Annotated in this window: 13 protein-coding genes and 1 pseudogene; 8 read left to right on the forward strand and 6 right to left on the reverse strand. The window is 71.4% G+C overall.

Annotated features, from left to right (window positions below; genetic code table 11):
- Window positions 1-2 precede the first annotated feature (2 nt).
- The 4 genes from QZ433_RS11625 to QZ433_RS11640 all read right to left on the reverse strand — a co-directional run bounded on the left by QZ433_RS11625 (window position 3) and on the right by QZ433_RS11640 (window position 3,221).
- Window positions 3-1,112 carry an FUSC family protein gene (locus tag QZ433_RS11625; RefSeq protein WP_295783564.1) on the reverse strand — a complete coding sequence of 370 codons (1,110 nt, stop codon included), beginning with the start codon at window positions 1,110-1,112 and terminating at the stop codon, window positions 3-5.
- Complete coding sequence (locus QZ433_RS11630; protein WP_295783567.1) at window positions 1,109-2,197, reverse strand: glycine cleavage T C-terminal barrel domain-containing protein; 1,089 nt, start codon at window positions 2,195-2,197, stop codon at window positions 1,109-1,111. The genes QZ433_RS11625 and QZ433_RS11630 overlap by 4 nt, the downstream gene beginning before the upstream one ends.
- A 2-nt stretch (window positions 2,198-2,199) precedes the next feature.
- Window positions 2,200-2,799: an FABP family protein gene (locus QZ433_RS11635; RefSeq protein WP_295783569.1), complete on the reverse strand. Its 600-nt coding sequence runs from the start codon at window positions 2,797-2,799 to the stop codon at window positions 2,200-2,202.
- Window positions 2,800-2,930: 131 nt separating this feature from the next.
- Window positions 2,931-3,221 carry a hypothetical protein gene (locus QZ433_RS11640; protein WP_295783572.1) on the reverse strand — a complete coding sequence of 97 codons (291 nt, stop codon included), beginning with the start codon at window positions 3,219-3,221 and terminating at the stop codon, window positions 2,931-2,933.
- Between the two features lie 118 nt (window positions 3,222-3,339).
- Between QZ433_RS11640 and QZ433_RS11645 the strand changes: the two genes are divergently transcribed.
- The 6 genes from QZ433_RS11645 to QZ433_RS11670 all read left to right on the forward strand — a co-directional run bounded on the left by QZ433_RS11645 (window position 3,340) and on the right by QZ433_RS11670 (window position 10,496).
- Window positions 3,340-4,032, forward strand: a complete 693-nt coding sequence (locus tag QZ433_RS11645; protein WP_295783576.1) for a response regulator transcription factor — start codon at window positions 3,340-3,342, stop codon at window positions 4,030-4,032.
- A 56-nt stretch (window positions 4,033-4,088) separates the two neighbouring features.
- Entirely contained in the window at window positions 4,089-6,257 is a 2,169-nt protein-coding gene (locus tag QZ433_RS11650) for an RNA degradosome polyphosphate kinase (RefSeq protein ID WP_295783579.1), read from the forward strand.
- Complete coding sequence (locus QZ433_RS11655; protein ID WP_295783582.1) at window positions 6,254-7,192, forward strand: NUDIX domain-containing protein; 939 nt, start codon at window positions 6,254-6,256, stop codon at window positions 7,190-7,192. Before QZ433_RS11650 ends, QZ433_RS11655 begins: the two co-directional genes overlap by 4 nt.
- On the forward strand, window positions 7,189-7,722 hold the full coding sequence (locus QZ433_RS11660) for a 4'-phosphopantetheinyl transferase superfamily protein (RefSeq protein ID WP_295783585.1): 534 nt from the start codon (window positions 7,189-7,191) through the stop codon (window positions 7,720-7,722). The genes QZ433_RS11655 and QZ433_RS11660 overlap by 4 nt, the downstream gene beginning before the upstream one ends.
- A 293-nt stretch (window positions 7,723-8,015) precedes the next feature.
- Complete coding sequence (locus tag QZ433_RS11665; RefSeq protein WP_295783587.1) at window positions 8,016-9,371, forward strand: HNH endonuclease signature motif containing protein; 1,356 nt, start codon at window positions 8,016-8,018, stop codon at window positions 9,369-9,371.
- Window positions 9,372-9,710: 339 nt separating this feature from the next.
- A complete protein-coding gene (locus QZ433_RS11670) occupies window positions 9,711-10,496 on the forward strand; it encodes a hypothetical protein (RefSeq protein WP_295783589.1) in 786 nt (261 codons plus the stop codon).
- A 71-nt stretch (window positions 10,497-10,567) separates the two neighbouring features.
- Here QZ433_RS11670 and QZ433_RS11675 read toward each other — a convergent pair whose 3' ends face one another.
- Together QZ433_RS11675 and QZ433_RS11680 are read right to left on the reverse strand one after the other, a co-directional pair.
- Window positions 10,568-11,866 carry a M1 family metallopeptidase gene (locus QZ433_RS11675; protein ID WP_295783592.1) on the reverse strand — a complete coding sequence of 433 codons (1,299 nt, stop codon included), beginning with the start codon at window positions 11,864-11,866 and terminating at the stop codon, window positions 10,568-10,570.
- Window positions 11,863-15,807 carry a Pls/PosA family non-ribosomal peptide synthetase gene (locus QZ433_RS11680; RefSeq protein WP_295783594.1) on the reverse strand — a complete coding sequence of 1,315 codons (3,945 nt, stop codon included), beginning with the start codon at window positions 15,805-15,807 and terminating at the stop codon, window positions 11,863-11,865. Before QZ433_RS11680 ends, QZ433_RS11675 begins: the two co-directional genes overlap by 4 nt.
- A 158-nt stretch (window positions 15,808-15,965) precedes the next feature.
- Here QZ433_RS11680 and QZ433_RS11685 point away from each other — a divergent pair, with 158 nt between their 5' ends.
- Together QZ433_RS11685 and QZ433_RS11690 are read left to right on the forward strand one after the other, a co-directional pair.
- The gene (locus QZ433_RS11685; protein WP_295783597.1) at window positions 15,966-17,093 is read left to right on the forward strand and encodes a PstS family phosphate ABC transporter substrate-binding protein; all 1,128 of its coding nucleotides are present in this window, start codon (window positions 15,966-15,968) and stop codon (window positions 17,091-17,093) included.
- Window positions 17,094-17,251: 158 nt separating this feature from the next.
- A pseudogene (locus tag QZ433_RS11690) lies at window positions 17,252-17,849 on the forward strand (phosphate ABC transporter permease subunit PstC); the annotation flags it as partial.

Below are 17,849 nucleotides of genomic sequence, written 5' to 3' on the forward strand. Positions count from 1 at the left end.
CCCTAGATCCGGGGCAGGAGCCCTCGCGCCTCGGCGGTCGGCATCCCGGCGGCCACCAGCAGGTCGACCGCGAGCGGTCGCAGAGCGGCGACGAGGTTGAGTTCTCCGACGCCCCCGTCGGGCAGCAGGACGGACGGGTCGAGGCGGCGCGTGATCGCGGCGATCGTCTCGCGCGCCGCGGGCTCGAGCGAGATGTCGTCGAGACCGTCGCGCACGAGCCCCGCACCCCGGGCGAGTTCGGCGAGCAGGTCGGCGGGGATCGGACGCGCCTGCCCGTCAGCGCACAGGTACGCCGCGCGCCGGGCGACCACGCGCAGGTTGCGGGTCGCCAGGTCGAGGGCCTCGCGCACGCGCTCGTGCCGCTGCAGCTCCGCCCGCTGGCGGCGCAGGAAGGGCGAGATGCGGGCGACCTCGCGACCCGACTCCAGCGACCCGCTCCACGCGTCGACGTAGGTCTGCAGCGACCGCGCGCGCTCGAGGCCGCGTTCCGCCCGGGCGCGGTCGCCCTTGCGCAGCGCGCGGACGATCGTCGAGACCGCGGCGTCGAAGGCGTCGAACAGCTCGTCGGCGTCGCGCAGCTCGGTGCGGCGGAGCGTCCGCGGAATGAGGGCCGTCACGATCAGGGCCGCGACGCCTCCGATCGTCCCGTCGACCAGCCGCAGGAACGGCGCGCCCGACACCAGCACGAGGGCGATCAGCGACTGCACCACGGCGGCCAGCGCGAACCCGGGCTGGGGCGACAGGAACCGCGCCACCACCAGCGTCACCGTCATCGCGAGCGCGATCTGCCACCAGCCGGCACCGGCGATCAACAGCACGACCTCGGCGATCAGGATGCCGACCAGCATCCCCAGCACGGTCTCGGCGACGCGCCACGGGCGGGCGTCGCGGACGAGCCCGAGGCTCGACACCGTCACGGTCGCGGCCAGAAGGGGTACGGGATGGCCGAGCACGAAGTGGGCGAAGGCGAACGCCGCGGTCGCCGACACGACGATCTGCGCGATCGCCGGTACGGACTCGCGTACGCGGTGGACCCGTCGGGCCAGTGTCGTCCGCCACCGCGATCGAGCGACGACGACCCCGACCGAGGTCGACGACGCCTCGCCGCTCATTCCGCGGCGCGGCGGCGACCGAGTCGCGGCAGACGGGGCACCGACGCCGTCGCACCGGCGTCGGCGGGGACGACGGTCTCGGCCGACGCCGCGAGCGGGCCATCCGCGGTGTCGACGATGAGCGGCAGTCCCTCGGGGGCGTTGCGCTTGACCAGAGCCAGGGCGATCGGCCCCTCCTCGTGGTGCACGGCCACCGAGGTGATCGCGCCGATCACGTCGTCACCGGCGCGCACCGCGTCGCCGCGGGCCGGGAGGACGTTGTCGCTGCCGTCCAGCTGCAGCGCGACCACGCGACGCGGCGGGTGACCGAGGTTGTGCACCTTGGCCACCGTCTCCTGCCCGCGGTAGCAGCCCTTCGACAGGTGCACGGCGGTGCGGAGCCAGTCCATCTCGTGCGGCAGCAGACGGTCGTCGGCGTCGATCGCGACCCGGGGGCGCCACGCGGCCACGCGCAAAGCCTCTACGGCGTCGAGCCCGGCGAGCGACTGCTCGCCCCGCGCGGCCTCGCCCAGCAGATCCTCGTACTCGGTGGCATCCACGATGGCCTCGGCCCAATCGCGATCGCGTCCCGGGTGCGGGTCGACGCGGGCGTAGCCCCATCCCCCCGGCGCGACGTCGGGCCACGGGTCGACCCACACGGGCGCGACGGCGCGGCGTTGCGACACGGCGGCGCGGGCACCCCCGACGACGAACAGCTCGCCGGAGCGGTCGCGCACCTCGACGCGCAACCGGAAGCGCATGCGCGTCAACCACGACGCGAGGGCGTCGGCGTCGCCGGCATCCACGATCAACCACGTCACCTCGCCGTCGTCGACGACGGAGGCCGCGTGCTCGACGCGTCCCTGCGGATCGAGGATGAGCAGCTCGGTCGACACACCGGGAGCCAGGTGCGTGAGCGCCTGCGACGACAGCGAGTCCAACCAGCTGCGGCGGTCCTCACCGGCGACCGAGATCACGCGGCGATCGCCCAGCGGGGCGAGGGCGGTCCCGGATGCCAGGCGGCGCTGCTCGGCGACGGGCGAACCCACGTGGCGAAGGCCCCGCTCGTCGGTCACCGCGCCGGGGATGTCGGTCAACGAGGACATGGTCACTCCGCCCGGGCGAGGCGCGCCGAGGCGTGCGAACCGAGCTCACGCCCGAGAGCGGCGATGTCCCAGGCCCAGAGCAGATGGTTGTCGACGAGTCCGTACAGGCGGGTCGCCGCGGTGTAGGGCTTGGCTCCCGCGGTGCGCACGACGGCATCCGTCGCCAAATCGATGCGCGGGCCCTTGACCTGACCGACGTAGAGCTCGAGCACGCCGTCGGCGTGGGCGAGGCTCACCTCGATGTCGAAACCGCCGTCTGCGTTGCGCAGCGCCTCGACGTCATCGGCGGTGCGGGTCACCGGTTCGGCGGTCGCGGGCAGAAGGGCGGGCCCCGCGTCGGAGTCCGTCACGGGACGAGCCAGGCGCCAGTATCCGATCTCGGACACGAGCGGGCGGCGCTCGGCGCCGTCGATGAGCCAGGCGTCGGCCGAGTAGTTGAGGAACGCCCCGCCGTCGTGGCTGAAGCTCACGCGGTGCGCGAACTCACCCGAGAACGAGCGGCCTGCGGCTTCGTAGTCGATGACGCCCGTGCCCTCCCACACGCCGACGAGCCACGAGAGGGGGACGAGGTCGGCCGGAAGGTCGGTCGGGATCTCGATCACGGGGCGCTCAGCGCTGGCCGCGGTAGAGGTTCCAGATGACCGTTCCGGACACGAAGGCGATCGCCAGCGAGGCGAGGCCGAGAAGTCCCACGAAGAACGCTTCGAGCGCGAAAAGGTCCATGCTCACCACCCTATCCCGAGACGAGTGCGGCCAGCCCGAAACCCATCGTGATGACGCCCAGCACCACCAGCGCACCCAGGGTGCTCAGCGCCATACGCTGGATGAACGCCTGCGAGCGCCCGTACCAGAGCTGGACCGCGAACGACACGATGACGCATCCGCCCAGGGCGACGCTGACCCACTGGGCGCGCCACCCCGCGGGGGCGAACAGGCCGATGAGGACGCCCGCGATCGCCGCGAGCACCCACACGGCGACGACGCCGCCGAAGGTGCGGCGCGGTGCGAGATCCGGGGTCGACATGCTCTCATCTTCGCCCACGACGCCCGCTCGCGCACGCGCATCGCCCCGGAATCGGATCGGCGCGGCGCGTCACTCTAAGATGATCGGGTGCGCGGCCCGCCCGCGCTTGGAGGTCGATGTGGCTCAGCTTCTTGTTCTCAGCTCCGCCCCCGGCGGGGGTGCAGCGCTGCCCGCGCTCGAATTGCTCAGCCATCGCGTGCGCCAGATCCCGGCCGAGGCGGCCCAGCTGATCAACGCGCCCAGCGCGGACGTCATCTTCATCGACGCGCGCTTCGACCTCGTCGGGGCGAAGTCGCTGTGCAAGATCATGACGACGACGGGCGTCGAGGCACCCCTCGTGCTGATCGTGACCGAGGGCGGTCTGACCGCGGTGTCCACCGACTGGGGCATCGACGACGTCGTGCTGGTGGGAGCGGGTCCCGCCGAGATCGACGCGCGCATCCGCCTCGCGATGGGGCGCCGCGCCGCCGACCAGGTGTCGACCCGCATCCAGACCTCGGGCATCACGATCGACGAGTCCTCGTACTCGGCGAAGGTGCACGGCAAGCCGCTCGACCTCACCTACAAGGAGTTCCAGCTCCTGCACTTCTTCGCCACCCACCCCTCCCGCGTGTTCACGCGCGAGCAGCTGCTCAGCGAGGTGTGGGGGTACGACTACTTCGGCGGCACCCGCACGGTGGACGTCCACGTCCGGCGCCTGCGCGCCAAGCTCGGCGATCTCGAGCAGCTCATCGGCACGGTCCGCAACGTCGGCTACCGCTTCAACGTGTACGAGGACGAGGCGCCGGCGACGGCATCCGCCCCCGCCTGACGACCCGCGCACCGGCCGTTCACGCGCGTGTCACCGACCCCTGCAATGATGTGGGGATGATGGAACACGACGCGCTGGATGCCGGGCTCGGCGACGCCGACGACGACGACTTCGACGAGGCCGTCGAGGCCGACGACGACCAGCTGCCCGACCACCGCTACCTCGATCGCGAGCTCAGCTGGCTCGCCTTCAACCAGCGGGTGCTCGAGCTGGCCGAGGACCCCGCGGTCCCCGTCCTGGAGCGCGCGAACTTCCTGGCCATCTTCGCCAGCAACCTCGACGAGTTCTTCATGGTGCGCGTCGCCGGCCTCAAGCGCCGCATCGTCACCGGTCTCGCCGTTCCCACCAACGTCGGGCGGGCCCCGCTCGATGTCCTCGCCGACATCTCCGCCGAAGCGCACCGTCTGCAGCTGCGTCACGCCGCGGCCTGGACCGAGAAGGTGCGCCCCGCCCTCGCCGAATCCGGCATCGAGGTCGTGACCTGGGATTCGCTCGACGCGGCGACCGCCGAGCGGTTGACCGAGTACTTCCAGCGCAACGTGTTCCCCGTGTTGATGCCCCTCGCGGTCGATCCGGCGCACCCGTTCCCCTACATCTCGGGTCTGTCGCTCAACCTGGCGATCCGCATCCGCAACGCCCGCACCGGTCGGCAGGAGTTCGCGCGCCTCAAGGTGCCCCCGATGCTCCCCCGTTTCGTCGAGGTGCCCGGCGACGGCCCCGGCGTGCGGTACCTCCCGCTCGAGGAGCTCATCTCGAATCACCTCGGCGACCTGTTCCCCGGCATGGAGGTGCTGGACCACCACGCGTTCCGCCTCACCCGCAACGAGGACATGACGATCGAGGAGGATGAGACCGAGAACCTCATCCAGGCCCTCGAGGCCGAACTGCTGCGCCGCCGCTTCGGCCCGCCGATCCGCCTCGAGATCACCGAGGACATGGATGACGTGACGCGGGCGCTGCTGCTGAGCGAGCTCGACATCACCGAGCAGGAGGTCTACCGCCTGCCCGGGTCGCTCGACCTGCGCGGCCTCTTCGACCTGTCGCGCATCGACCGGCCCGACCTGCACTACCCCCCGCACGTGCCCAAGACGGCGCTGGCCTTCCAGCCGCCCGAGCAGAACGGTCGCGCCGACCTGTTCGGAGCGATCCGCAAGGGCGACGTGCTCGTGCACCACCCGTACGAGTCCTTCGCGACGAGCGTGCAGGCATTCCTCGAGCAGGCCGCCCGCGACCCGCACGTGCTCGCCATCAAGCAGACGCTCTACCGCACCTCGGGCGACAGCCCGATCGTGCAGGCGCTCATCGACGCCGCCGAGGCCGGCAAGCAGGTGCTCGCGCTCGTCGAGGTCAAAGCGCGCTTCGACGAGGCGAACAACATCGTCTGGGCGCGCAAGCTCGAGAAGGCCGGCGTGCACGTTGTCTACGGCCTGGTGGGGCTGAAGACGCACTGCAAGCTGGCCCTCGTCATCCGCGAAGAAGAGGGGCGCCTGCGCCACTACAGCCACGTGGGTACCGGCAACTACAACCCCAAGACGAGCCGCATCTACGAGGACTTCGGCCTCTTCACCGTCGACGACCAGGTGGGGCGCGATCTGACGCGTCTGTTCAACGAACTGAGCGGTTACGCGATCGAGAAGAAGTTCAAGCGTCTTCTCGTCGCCCCTCTGCACCTGCGCAAGGGGCTGCTGCGTCACATCGACAAGGAGCGTCAGAACGCCCTCGCCGGCAAACCGTCGGGCGTGCGCATCAAGGTCAACTCGATGGTCGACGAGCAGATCATCGACGCGCTGTACCGTGCCAGCCAGGCGGGCGTCCCCGTCGAGGTGTGGGTGCGCGGCATCTGCTCGATCAAGCCGGGCGTCCCCGGGATGAGCGAGAACATCACGGTGCGTTCGATCCTCGGCCGCTACCTCGAGCACTCGCGCATCTTCACCTTCGTCAACGACGGCGATCCGCAGGTGTTCATCGGCAGTGCCGACATGATGCACCGCAACCTGGATCGCCGTGTCGAGGCTCTCGTCCGCGTGGTCGACGAGAACCAGGTGCGCGAACTCACCTCGCTGTTCGATTTCGCCATGGACGACGCCACGAGCTCCTGGCATCTCGGTTCCGAGGGCGAATGGGTCCGGCACAGCGTCGCCGCCGACGGCACGGCCCTGGTCGATCTGCAGGATCGCACCATGGCGCTGGTGCAGCGCAAGCGGCGCGCGCGGACGGCCCGATGACCGAGACCGCGGTCTATGCCGCCGGCGGCGTCGTGTGGCGGATCGTCGAGGGCAAGCTGCGCATCCTTCTGATCCACCGCACGAAGTACCGCGACCTGACCCTGCCCAAGGGAAAGGTCGACCCGGGCGAGACGCTCGCCGAGACGGCGGTCCGCGAGATCCGCGAAGAGACCGGCCTGCGCGTCGCGCTCGGCGTGCCCGTCGGGGTGTCGCGCTACCGGATGCCGAACGGCCGCACCAAGATCGTGCACTACTGGGCCGCCGAGGCGACGGAGGCCGCCGTGCGCACGTCGAGCTTCGTCCCCAACAAAGAGGTCGCCGCGATCGAGTGGGTGAGCCTGAAGAAGGCGCGCAAACACCTCAGCTACCCGGTCGACATCGAGATCCTCGACGAGTTCAGCCGCGTCGTCGACGAGCAGGCGCTGCCGACCTTCCCCATCGTCGTGCTGCGGCACGCCAAGGCGCGATCGCGCGACGAGTGGGAGGGCAGCGACACCGCCCGACCGCTCACCACCCGCGGACGGCGGCAGGCGCAGGGGATCGTCGGTCCCCTGCTGGCGTTCGGAGTGCGTCGAGTGATCTCGAGTCCCGCCGAGCGGTGCGTGCGCACCGCGACGCCGATCGCCCAGGCCATCGGCCAACGGGTGCAGTTCTGCGAGTCGATCAGCCAGGACGCCTGGGAAGAGGGTCGCGCCGACGCCCGATCGATCATCGGGCAGCGGGTGCGGTCGCGAAAGCCCGTCGTGTTGGCCAGTCACGGTCCGGTGCTGCCCGACATCCTGCACGAGCTCGCCCTGGCGACAGGGACGATGAGCGGCTCCTACCTCGGCAGCGCCTCGGCGCTGGATCCCGCCGCCTTCTCGGTCGTGCACGTCCCCGTCGAACACCCCGGTGCCGGCATCGTCGCCATCGAGACGCACGAACCGCAGGTGTGATCACGCTGCCCCTCGGCATCCGCGTCCTCTGGCGCGAGGTACCCGCGGGGGCGTCGCGCCGCGCGGTCTCGCGTGATCTGCTGCGCGAAGCCCTGCCGTCGGCCCGCTTCGTGTCCCGCTGCCCCGTATGCGGGGGCGCTCACGGGCGCGTGCGTGTCGAGGGGGCGGATGCCGCGGTCTCGGTGTCGTACGCCCCGGGCTGGGCGGTCGCGGCGGTGGGCGGTCCCGGGGAGCGGATCGGGGTGGATGCTGTGCCTTTCGGCACGGGCGGACTCGAACGGGTGCTGACCCCGGAGTCACGACGGATGCCCGACAGCGCCGCGCGCCGTTGGGCGCGGATCGAGGCGGTGCTCAAGGCCGACGGCCGCGGCCTCGCCGTCGACCCCGCGCGCGTCGAGGTCGCGCTCGACGCGGCCGGATGGCGGGCGCGGATCCGCGGCGAGGACGCCGCCGGAGACTGGCGCGGGTGGGATGTCGAGGGCCCCGCGGGGCTCGTCGTGGCGGTGGCGACGAGCGCGCCCAGGCTGTGACCGGTGAGGTGGCTGAGCCTGTCGCGGCCACCGGCCCGGCGTGTCGCGAACGGGGTGGCTGAGCTCGTCGAAGCCACCGGCCCGACCTGTCCTACTCGAGGTGGCTGAGCCTGGCGAAGCCACCGACCCGACCGATCCGCCCCGTTGCACACGGGTGGCTGAGCTCGTCGACAACACCGCCCCCTTCGTGCCGCGCAGGCACTTCTCCTTCCCACCCTATGAGGACGGAAGGTTATCCCCACCTGGGGTTTTCCGTCGGTCTCGATGTCGGAGGTCGCCGCTAGCATGCACACATGCACGATGACACCTCCCCGACGAACCCCACCGAAGGACCCCGCGTCCTCTCGGCGCTCGTCGACGAGGTCCGCCGCGCCAGCGTCGCCGTCGCCGCAGCCGAAGCCGATCGCACCCGCGCCCTCGCCCAGGCCGGTCACCTGGCCCTGGACGTCATGGCCGGCCAGTGCGCGTCCTCCCGCGCCGCCGAACTGGCCCTTCGCGAGGTGGCCTCCGACATCGCCGCGGCCGAGAACCTCTCCGACCGCACCGTGCAGACCCAGATCACTCGCGCGATGACCCTTGTCGACGACTACCCCGACACCCTCACCGCCTGGCAGGCGGGCTCCCTCACCCGCGCGCACGTGAACGCGATCCTCGACATCGGCCGCCCCCTCCCCGTCGAGGTGCGACACGACTTCGACGCCCTCGCCGCCGCCACCGCCGGCGAGGGCCTCAGCCCCGGACGACTGCGCTCACGCCTGGCCGTCCTCGCCGAACGCCTGCACCCCACCACCCTCACCGAACGTCACCAGCGCGGCCGCGACACCCGCTGCGTGCGCATCGTCACCGCAGAGGACGGCATGTCCGACCTCATCGCCACCCTCCCCACCGTGCTGGCCGTGGGCATTTACGATCGCCTCACCCACCAAGCCCGCGCCCTCATCGACCGCCGCACCACCGCCGACCCGACCCCCGTCGAGGCCACCGACGAACGCACCACCGCGCAGCTTCGCGCCGACATCCTCACCGACCTCCTCCTCACCGCCAGCCCCACCGCCGACCCCACCCGCACCGACGACGGCCCCGGCACCCTCGGCACCATCCGCGCCCGCGTCCAGATCGTCGTCCCCGCCCTCACCATCCTCGACCCCACCCGCGAAAACGACGACCCCGCCGAACTCATCGGCCACGGCCCCCTCGACGCCCCCACCGCCCGCGCCCTCACCGAAACAACCACCCTCCCCTGGGACCGCGTCATCACCCACCCCATCACCGGCACCGTCCTGCACACCGACACCTACCACCGCACCACCGCCATCGACCGCCACCTCCGCGCCCGCGACCGCCACTGCCGATGGCCCGGCTACACCACCCCCGCCATCCGCTGCGAAATCGACCACACCCACGACCACGCCCTCGGCGGCCCCACCCACGTCCACAACCTCGCCCACCTCTGCCAACGCCACCACACCCAGAAGCAATTCACCCGCTGGAGCGTGAAACAACAACCCGGCGGCACCCTCCACTGGACCAGCCCCACCGGCCGCACCTACACCGACGAACCCCTCCCCTACTCCCCCGCCGTCCGCTTCCTCCCACCCGAACCGCCCCCACCCGACCCCGACAACGACGACACACCCCCACCGTTCTGACCCGACGACCCGGCGCTCCACCGCGCCCGAACGCCAAACACGCCCGCACCGCAACCCCGACCACGCACCCGCGCCGCAATCCCGAACACGAGCCCTCGCTGCAGTCCCTCCCGCTTAGGAAGGGCTGCCCGCGCCTGCACCCACAATGTGCTGGATCCGAATCCGTAGCCGCCGCGGTCCCATACGCATCTTCCGTCTTCGAGCACTCCCGTCCCAGGGAGCAACGGCCGGACGTCGATCGCACCTCACCCGGCCCTCCCGGGTGATGCTTCGCGGCACCGACGAGCCGCGCCGTTCCGGGCAGGCGAGCGGGCTCGCGACCTGCGGTACAAATGCTTCGTGAACACCGCCGGAAGATTGCTTCCCCCGCCCCCGTCCCGCCCGGCGGATCTCGACGATGACTTCTCGGACGGCGCGCCTGATCCCTCCCGCTGGGTCAGCGCCTACCTGCCCCAGTGGTCGACGCCCGAGCGCGCCGCCGCACGATGGAACGGCGAACCCGATGGAATCCGCCTGCGTATCGACGAAGATCAGCCGCACTGGCGACCGGAGGATGCGCCCCTGAGAGTCTCGAACCTGCAGACCGCGACGTTCTCAGGCCCGCTGGGGTCCCGCCAGGGTATGCATCGTCACCGCGCTGACGAGCTCACCGTGCGCACCGAGGTCCCGGTGTCCCTGCTGTTCGCCCCGTCACGCGGACGCGTCGACGTCACCATCTCGGCCTCCGCCGACGAGGGAACGATGGTCGCGGCCTGGCTGGTCGGAACGGAACATCTCTCCGCGGACGACGCGGGCGAGATCTGCATCTTCGAGATCGATGCCGAGGCGATCGGCCCGCAGACCACGCGGGCGCGGTTCGGCGTGAAGGCGCACCACGACACGCGGCTCATGACGGACATGCACGAGGCGCTCCTGCCAATCGATGCTCGTCGACCCCACACCTGGACGGTCGTCTGGGGTGACGGCGAAACGCTGATCGGGTGCGAGGGCACCGTCCTGCGATGCTTCCCGCAAGCGCCCGACTACCCGCTCGCGCTGCTCATCGACATCTTCGAGGTCGGCTCACCACGGGGTTCGTATCCCAAATCGTTCGTCGTGCATCGCGTGCGCGGCTGGGAGGGATGACCGGAGCGGCCGCACGGTCCTCGCCGCGCTCTGGCGCGACAGCGTCTCCGACCCCGGGCAACGATGAACGCTCACGGCAGAGCCGGAAGCTCCTCGCGGTCGATCCATCGCGACAGCAGGGCGACGGCATCCGCTCCCCCGGCCCGGTCGACGGCCGCACGGAAGTCGTCGGTCGTGACGAGTCCGTGCCGGTGGGCCGAGGTCCATCCGCGCAGAAGGTCGAAGAACTCCCCGTCGCCCAATTGCCGGCGCAGAGCGTGCAGGGCGAGCGCCCCGCGCTTGTAGACGCGATCGTCGAACATGTCGTCCGGACCGGGATCGACGAGCAGCAGATCGCGCGGTTTCGCCGCGAGGCGACGGTGATGCTCGGCGGCGCAGGCGTCGACGTCATCGCCGCCCGACTCCTCGGACCACAGCCACTCGGCGTAGCAGGCGAAGCCCTCGTTGAGCCAGATGTCGCTCCAACGCGCGATCCCGACGCTGTTGCCGAACCACTGGTGCGCCAGCTCGTGCGCCACGAGCCGCTGCGCGGCGGGGACGAGGTGATTCATGCCGAACACCGCGAGACCCTGCGCCTCGAGGGGGATCTCGAGTTCGTCGGCGGTGACGACCAGCGCGCACGCCTCTTGCGGGTAGGCGCCGAAGAGCCGGTCGAACATCCTCAGCATGTCGGGGACGCGCGAGAAAGCACGGTCGGAGGCCGCGGCGAGCGCCGGCGGGGCCGTCACCGTCACGGCGGGCACGACACCCGCGCCGCTGCCGGCCAGGGGGGTGGTGCGGTAGCGCCCCACGTGCACCGCGGCCAAGTAGGTCGCCGTCGGGACGCTCGAGGTGAACACGGTGGTGACCCGCCCTCCGCGGCGGGTGGTGGCCCCGACCACGCCGGTCGCCGCCACGGCGTAGCCGTCGTCGACGGTGATCTCCATGCGCATGCGCGCGCGGTCGTCGGGCCGGTCGTTGCAGGGGAACCACGTCGGAGCGCCGATCGGCTGCCCCGCAACGAGGGAACCGTCGGTGAGCTCCTCCCACCCCACGGTCCCCCAGCGCGAGCGTCGCGGTGCGGGAGCACCCGCGTAGACCACCTCGACCTCGAAGCGGTCCCCGGCGGCGATCCTCGACGCCGGGCTCACCCGCAGGACGCGCGGGCCCGCCGCGAAGCGGGCGACGGCGCCGTCGACGCGTACCCTCGTCGTGCGCAGGCCGACGAGGTCGAGGGCGAACGAGGCGAGGTCGACGCGCGCGACGGCCACGATCGTGGCCGTACCCTCGAGACGGTTCGTGCGCACGCGGTAGCCGAGCGTGAGGTCGTACGAGTCGACGTCGTACGAGGTGTCACCGCTCTGCGGGGCGTAGGGGTCAGCGCCGCTCACGTCGTCGACTGGTAGGCGCGGACCTTGACGGCGCGCCAGGGGCCGATGGGATTGCCGCTCCAGCGCGAGCCGACCGGCACGGTCTCTCCGCGCATCACGAGCGAGGCGGGTCCCACGGTCGCGTGCGCTCCGAGGGTGGATGCCGGCAGCACCACGCTGTGGGGACCGAGCGTGGCGCCCGCTTCGAGCTCGACCGTGTCCATGCTCATGATTCGATCATGGAAGAGGTGGGTCTGCACGACGCAACCCCGGTTGACCGTAGATGCGTCGCCGAGAGTGACGAGATCCGGTTCGGGGAGCCAATAACTGTCGCACCAGACTCCGCGGCCGATGGTCGCTCCCAGACTGCGCAGCCAGACCGCGAGGGCGGGTGTTCCGGCCGCAGCGCGCGCGAACCACGGCGCCGCGACCATCTCGGTGAAGGTGTCCGAGACCTCGGTGCGCCAGACGAAGCTGGACCACAGGGGCTGCTCGCCCGCGCGGATCGTCCCCACGATCGCCCACTTGGCGACCGTCGACACCCCGGCGGCGACGGCGCCCGCGGCCAGCAGCACGATGCCCGACAGCAGCAGAGCCCACAGCGGCCCGAACACGTCCCAGAGGGCGGCGAGGGTCAGCAGCACACCCAGCCCGATGCCGCACGTCATCACGACCGGGACGAAACGCCCGAGCTCCCACAGCGTCCGAGCGAGCCGCAGAGCGGCGGTGGGACGGTAGGTGCGCGATTCGTCGCCCTCGGCCGACTGCCGCCGCAGGCGCACCGCCGGGGAGCCCAACCACGACGACCCGGCCTTCGCTTTGGCGGGAGCCGCCGACAGCACGGCGACGAGGCCGTCGCGCGGGACGCGGTGACCGGGGGCGGCCATGCCGGAATTGCCGAGGAAGGCGCGCTTGCCGATGCGCACGGGACCCAGTCGCAGCCATCCGGCGTGCAACTCGTACGAGGCGACCATCGTGTCGTCGGCGAGGAACGCCCCGTCCTCGATGCGGGTCATCGAGGGGATGAGCAGGACCGTCGACGCTTCGACATCGCGGCCGACGCGGGCGCCCAGCATCCGCAGCCAGACGGGCGTGAACAGCGAGGAGTACAGCGGGAACAGGATGGTGCGGGCGGCATCCAGCAGACGCTCGATGGTCCACGCCTGCCAGGCCACGCGGCTGCGCACGGGGTGAGTGCCCTCGATCAGGCCGATCGAGAACACCCGCACGAGGAGGACGACGGATGCCGCGAACACCAGGCCCGTGACCGCGACCGCCGGCACGAGCCAGGCGAAGGCCGCGCCCGCCGCGGCCGCGAGGGTCGCGCTGCCGCGCAGCCCCTGCGCGAGGACGAGGCCACCCACGGAGAACGAGGCCAGGGGCAGCAGCGCCAGCACGACGGCCGAGGCCGCGTAGGCCCACAGCCAGCGGGTGGGCGCGGCCGGTCGCTCGGCCGGCCAGTCTTTGGCCGTGCCGCCGACGCGCACAGCCGGGGAACCCGCCCACGACTGGTCTGCTTTGACGCGACCGAAGACGGCGGACCCGGGCGCGATCTCGGCGCGACGGCCGATCCGCGTACCGGGTGCCAGGGTCGAGCGGGCACCGATCGTCGCGCCCTTGCCGATGCGCACCTCTCCGATGCGCACCAGGTCGCCGTCGATCCAGTACCCGGTCAGGTCGACCTCGGGCTCGATCGACGCCCCGTCTCCGATGACGAGGAGTCCCGTGACGGGCGGAAGGGCGTGCAGATCGACGTTGCGGCCGATCCTCGCGCCGAGCGCTCGCGCGTAGTACGACACCCAGGGCGCGCCGGCCAGGCCGACGGCATCCACTTGATCCGCGATCTGCTCGGCGAGCCACAGGCGGACGTGCACCGAGCCTCCGCGCGGATAGTCGCCCGCCCGCACCCCCGCGAGCAGAAGACGAGCGGATGCCACGGCGATCGCCATGCGTCCGAACGGGGTCGCGAAGATCAGCAGCCCGATCACGAGCACGGGCCACGGCACGTCCGGCAGCACCTCGAAGCCCGGGGTGAGCTGAAGGATCGCCGACGCGGTCAGCAGGTACAGCAGCCACCGGATGCCCGAGAGGATGAACAGCGGCGCCCCCACGAGCGTCTGGACCCACTGCGTCGACCGGGGCGTGGGAGCGGGACGGTGAAAGGTCGACGGGGTGTCGTCGTGCAACTGCGGGCCGAGGGCCTTGGCCATCGCGCCCAGGCGCGGGACGTCGTAGATGTCGGCGACCGAGAACTCGGGCACGCGCGCGCGGATGCGCGAGACGAGCTGCGCCGCCGCCAGAGAACCGCCGCCGAGGTCGAAGAAGTCCGCCTTGCGGTCGGTGACGGCGAGTCCGAGCACGGCCTGCCACTGCTCGGCGAGCCAGGCTTCGTCAGCCGAGAAGTCGGTCGCCGCGGGAGCGTCCACCCCGGGCAGGGGCCAGGGAAGGGCCGCGCGGTCGACCTTGCCCGAGGTGCGCACCGGCAGGACGTCGACGACCCCGAGCAAGGGGATGGTCGCGGCGGGCAGCCGCTCGGCCAGTGCCGCGCGCGCGGCCGCGCGATCGAGCTCGACGCCGTCGTCCATGACGAGGTAGCCGACCAGCACGGGCACGCCCGCCTCGGTCGTGCGCACCGCGACGGTCGCCGCGCTCACGCGGTCGAGGTCCTGCAGGGCCGATTCGACCTCGCCGAGCTCGATCCGTCGGCCGCCGACCTTGACCTGGTCGTCGGCGCGCCCCTGGAACACCAGACCCGCCGCCTCGAAGCGCACGAGGTCGCCCGAGCGGTACGCGCGTTCCCAGCCGAGCGTCGGCATCGGCGCGTACTTCTCGGCGTCCTTCGCGGGGTCGAGATAGCGCGCCAGGCCGACGCCCCCGATGATGAGCTCGCCGACCTCGCCCTCGGCGACGGGCCGGCCCTCGGCATCCACCACCGCCAGCGCCCACCCGTCGAGGGGAAGACCGATGCGCACGGGCAGCGAGCCGTCGAGGGGGGCGGCGCAGGCGACCACCGTCGCCTCGGTGGGTCCGTAGGTGTTCCACACCTCACGGCCCTCGGCCACCAGACGCGCGGCGAGCTCGGGCGGGCAGGCCTCACCGCCGAAGATCAGCAGGCGCACGTTCTCGATCGAGTCCGCGGGCCACATCGCGGCCAGCGTCGGCACCGTCGAGACGACGGTGATGCCCTGGCGCAGCAGCCACGGAGCCAGGTCCTCTCCCGAGCGCACCAGCGAGCGGGGCGCGGGCACGAGGCACGCGCCGTGTCCCCACGCCAGCCACATCTCTTCGCACGAGGCGTCGAAGGCCACCGACAGCCCCGCGAGGACGCGGTCGCCCGGACCGAGCGGCTCGCGCTGCACGAACAGGCGCCCCTCGGCCTCGACGAAGGCCGCCGCCGATCGGTGCGACACCGCGACGCCCTTGGGAACGCCCGTCGAACCCGAGGTGAAGATGATCCAGGCATCGTCGTCGACGGTCGGCGGGGCCACCACCGGCAGTGCGTTCGTGCCGGGGTGCGGCGCGTCACCGTCGTAGAGGCGCACGAGAGCGGCATCCGGATCCGTCGCGACAAACTCGCCGTCGCCCGCGACGATGCCCCGCACCCCCGCCTCGCCGAAGACCAGGCGCGCGCGCTCGTCGGGGTCGTCGGCGTCGACCGGCACGTACGCCGCCCCCGCGGCCATGACGGCGAGGATCGACACGTACAGCTCCTTCGAGCCCGAGGGCATGCGCACGCCGACGCGATCGCCACGCCGCACGCCCGCCTCGTGCAGCGCCGCCGCGGTACGCCAGACCCGCGCGAGCAGTTCGCGGTAGCTCAACGCCCCCGAGCCGTCGTCGATGGCGGATGCCTCGGGATGCCGTACGGCGACGTCGGTGAGGATGTCGATCAACGTGCGCGCGGGCGCCGCAGCGGCCAGCCGGTCGAGCGGGGCCTGGGCGGCGGAAGCGGAGGTCGTCACGGCACGAAGGGTACAACTCCCAGGGAAACACCCCGGACGGGCCGCCCCGGTTCACCTTCCGTTCACCCGTGCAACGCAGACTCTTAAGAGTCGCTGTTTAGCGTTCCCGTCGAACCCTGCACCGGGTTCCGTCCCCAAACATGCGAAGGATTCACATCGTGAAGCTCTCCCGACTCGCCCAGCTGGGCACCGTGGCCGCCGTGGCCTCCCTGACCCTCGCCGGCTGCGCCGGCCCCTCGGGCTCCGGCGACGCCGCGGGTTCGTCCTCGTCGCCCTCGTCCTCGGACGTGGCATTCACGATCGACCCCAACCTCTCGGGCACGATCACCGCCGGCGGCTCGAGCGCGCAGTCCAACGCGCAGGCCGCGTGGACCAGCGCCTACAACGCGCAGGCCAAGGGCGTCACGATCAACTACGACAAGTCGCAGGGCTCCGGCGGCGGTGTCACCAACTTCCTGAGCGGCGCGTACGACTTCGCCGGCTCGGACGCCCCCCTGAACGCCGACCAGACCACGCAGTCGGCTGCCCTGTGCACCGAGGGCGGCGTCAACATCCCCGTCTACCTCGACGGCGTCGCGATCATCTTCAACATCCCCGGCGTCACCGAGCTGAAGCTCTCGGGCGAGACGATCGCCAAGATCTTCGCGCTCCAGATCACCGACTGGTCCGACCCGGCCATCACCGCCGACAACGGCACCGCCCTGACCGCCGGTCCCATCACGACCGTCGCGCGCTCGGACGGCTCGGGCACGACCACCAACTTCACCAACTACCTCGCCGCGACCCAGTCGTCGGTGTGGACCGCCCCCGCGGGCAAGGACTGGCCCATCGAGGGCAACGTCTCGAAGCAGAAGGGCGGCTCGGGCGTCGTCGAGGCCGTCAAGGCCGGTACGGGCACCATCGGCTACGCCGACCACTCGGCCATCGGCGACCTCAACGCCGCCGCGGTCATCCAGGACGGCACCGCCGTCGCCTACAGCCCCGAGGCCGTCACCGCGACCTTCGAGGCCGCTGCCGTCGACGCCAGCAACGGTGTCGCGGGCGACCTGTCGAAGAAGTTCGACTACTCCAAGCTGACCGCCGAGACCTACCCGATCCCGCTCGTGTCGTACGCGATCACCTGCACCACGTTCAAGGACTCGAAGCAGGCCGAGCTGACCAAGTCGTACCTCGGCTTCGTCACCAGCACCCTCGGCCAGCAGGTCGCGGCCAAGAACGCCGGTTCGGCCCCGCTGCCCGACTCGGTCCTCGAGGCCGCCGCCGAGACCCTCTCGGCCATCAAGTAAACATCTGTTCGGACTCGGCCCGACTCGTGCTCCTCGCGCGGGTCGGGCCGGGCTGATCGGAACGCTCGACCCGCGTCGATCGCTCCGCTGAGCCGACATCCTCACCGAACACCCGACCGAGGAGAACCCCATGACCCGTGCCGAGCGTGAGGTCCCCCGTGACTGACACCGTCGCCGACACAGACACCGCCCCGTCCTCGCCGACCCCGCCCCGCACGACGATCGTCGGCAAGCGCCGCGTCGGCGACACCGTCTTCCTCGGACTGTCGACCACGGCCGCCGTGTCGATCATGATCATCCTCGCCGGGGTGGCGATCTTCCTGATCATCCGCGGCATCCCCGCGATCACCGGCAACTGGACCGAGGGCGACCTCGCCGGTTACCAGAACGGCAGCTGGACCAACTTCTGGGAGTACGTCGGTCCGCTGCTGTTCGGCAGCATCTGGGCCGCGCTCATCGCCATGGTCGTCGGCACGCCGGTCGCCATCGGCATCGCGCTGTTCATCTCGCACTACGCGCCGCGTCGGATCGCCGGCTTCCTCGGCTACATCGTCGATCTGCTGGCCGCCGTGCCCTCGATCGTCTTCGGCCTGTGGGGCATCATCGTCATGCGCCCGCTGCTCGTGCCGGTGGGCGAGTTCCTCAACCAGTACCTGGGCTGGATCCCGCTCTTCCAGGGCCCGGTCTCGACCACGGGCTCGACGATGTTCACCGGTGGGGTCGTCCTCGCCGTGACGATCGGGAGGATCATCACGG

Origin of the sequence: uncultured Microbacterium sp. (genome assembly GCF_913776565.1) — a bacterium.
Lineage (GTDB): Bacteria > Actinomycetota > Actinomycetes > Actinomycetales > Microbacteriaceae > Microbacterium.

What these genes read in the sequence shown, in the direction of transcription:
- QZ433_RS11625 (WP_295783564.1), bottom strand. Translation starts at nt 1,112, where the DNA reads ATGAGCGGCGAGGCGTCGTCGACCTCGGTCGGGGTCGTCGTCGCTCGA.
- QZ433_RS11630 (WP_295783567.1), bottom strand. Translation starts at nt 2,197, where the DNA reads ATGTCCTCGTTGACCGACATCCCCGGCGCGGTGACCGACGAGCGGGGC.
- QZ433_RS11640 (WP_295783572.1), bottom strand. Translation starts at nt 3,221, where the DNA reads ATGTCGACCCCGGATCTCGCACCGCGCCGCACCTTCGGCGGCGTCGTC.
- QZ433_RS11650 (WP_295783579.1), top strand. Translation starts at nt 4,089, where the DNA reads ATGATGGAACACGACGCGCTGGATGCCGGGCTCGGCGACGCCGACGAC.
- QZ433_RS11655 (WP_295783582.1), top strand. Translation starts at nt 6,254, where the DNA reads ATGACCGAGACCGCGGTCTATGCCGCCGGCGGCGTCGTGTGGCGGATC.
- QZ433_RS11665 (WP_295783587.1), top strand. Translation starts at nt 8,016, where the DNA reads ATGCACGATGACACCTCCCCGACGAACCCCACCGAAGGACCCCGCGTC.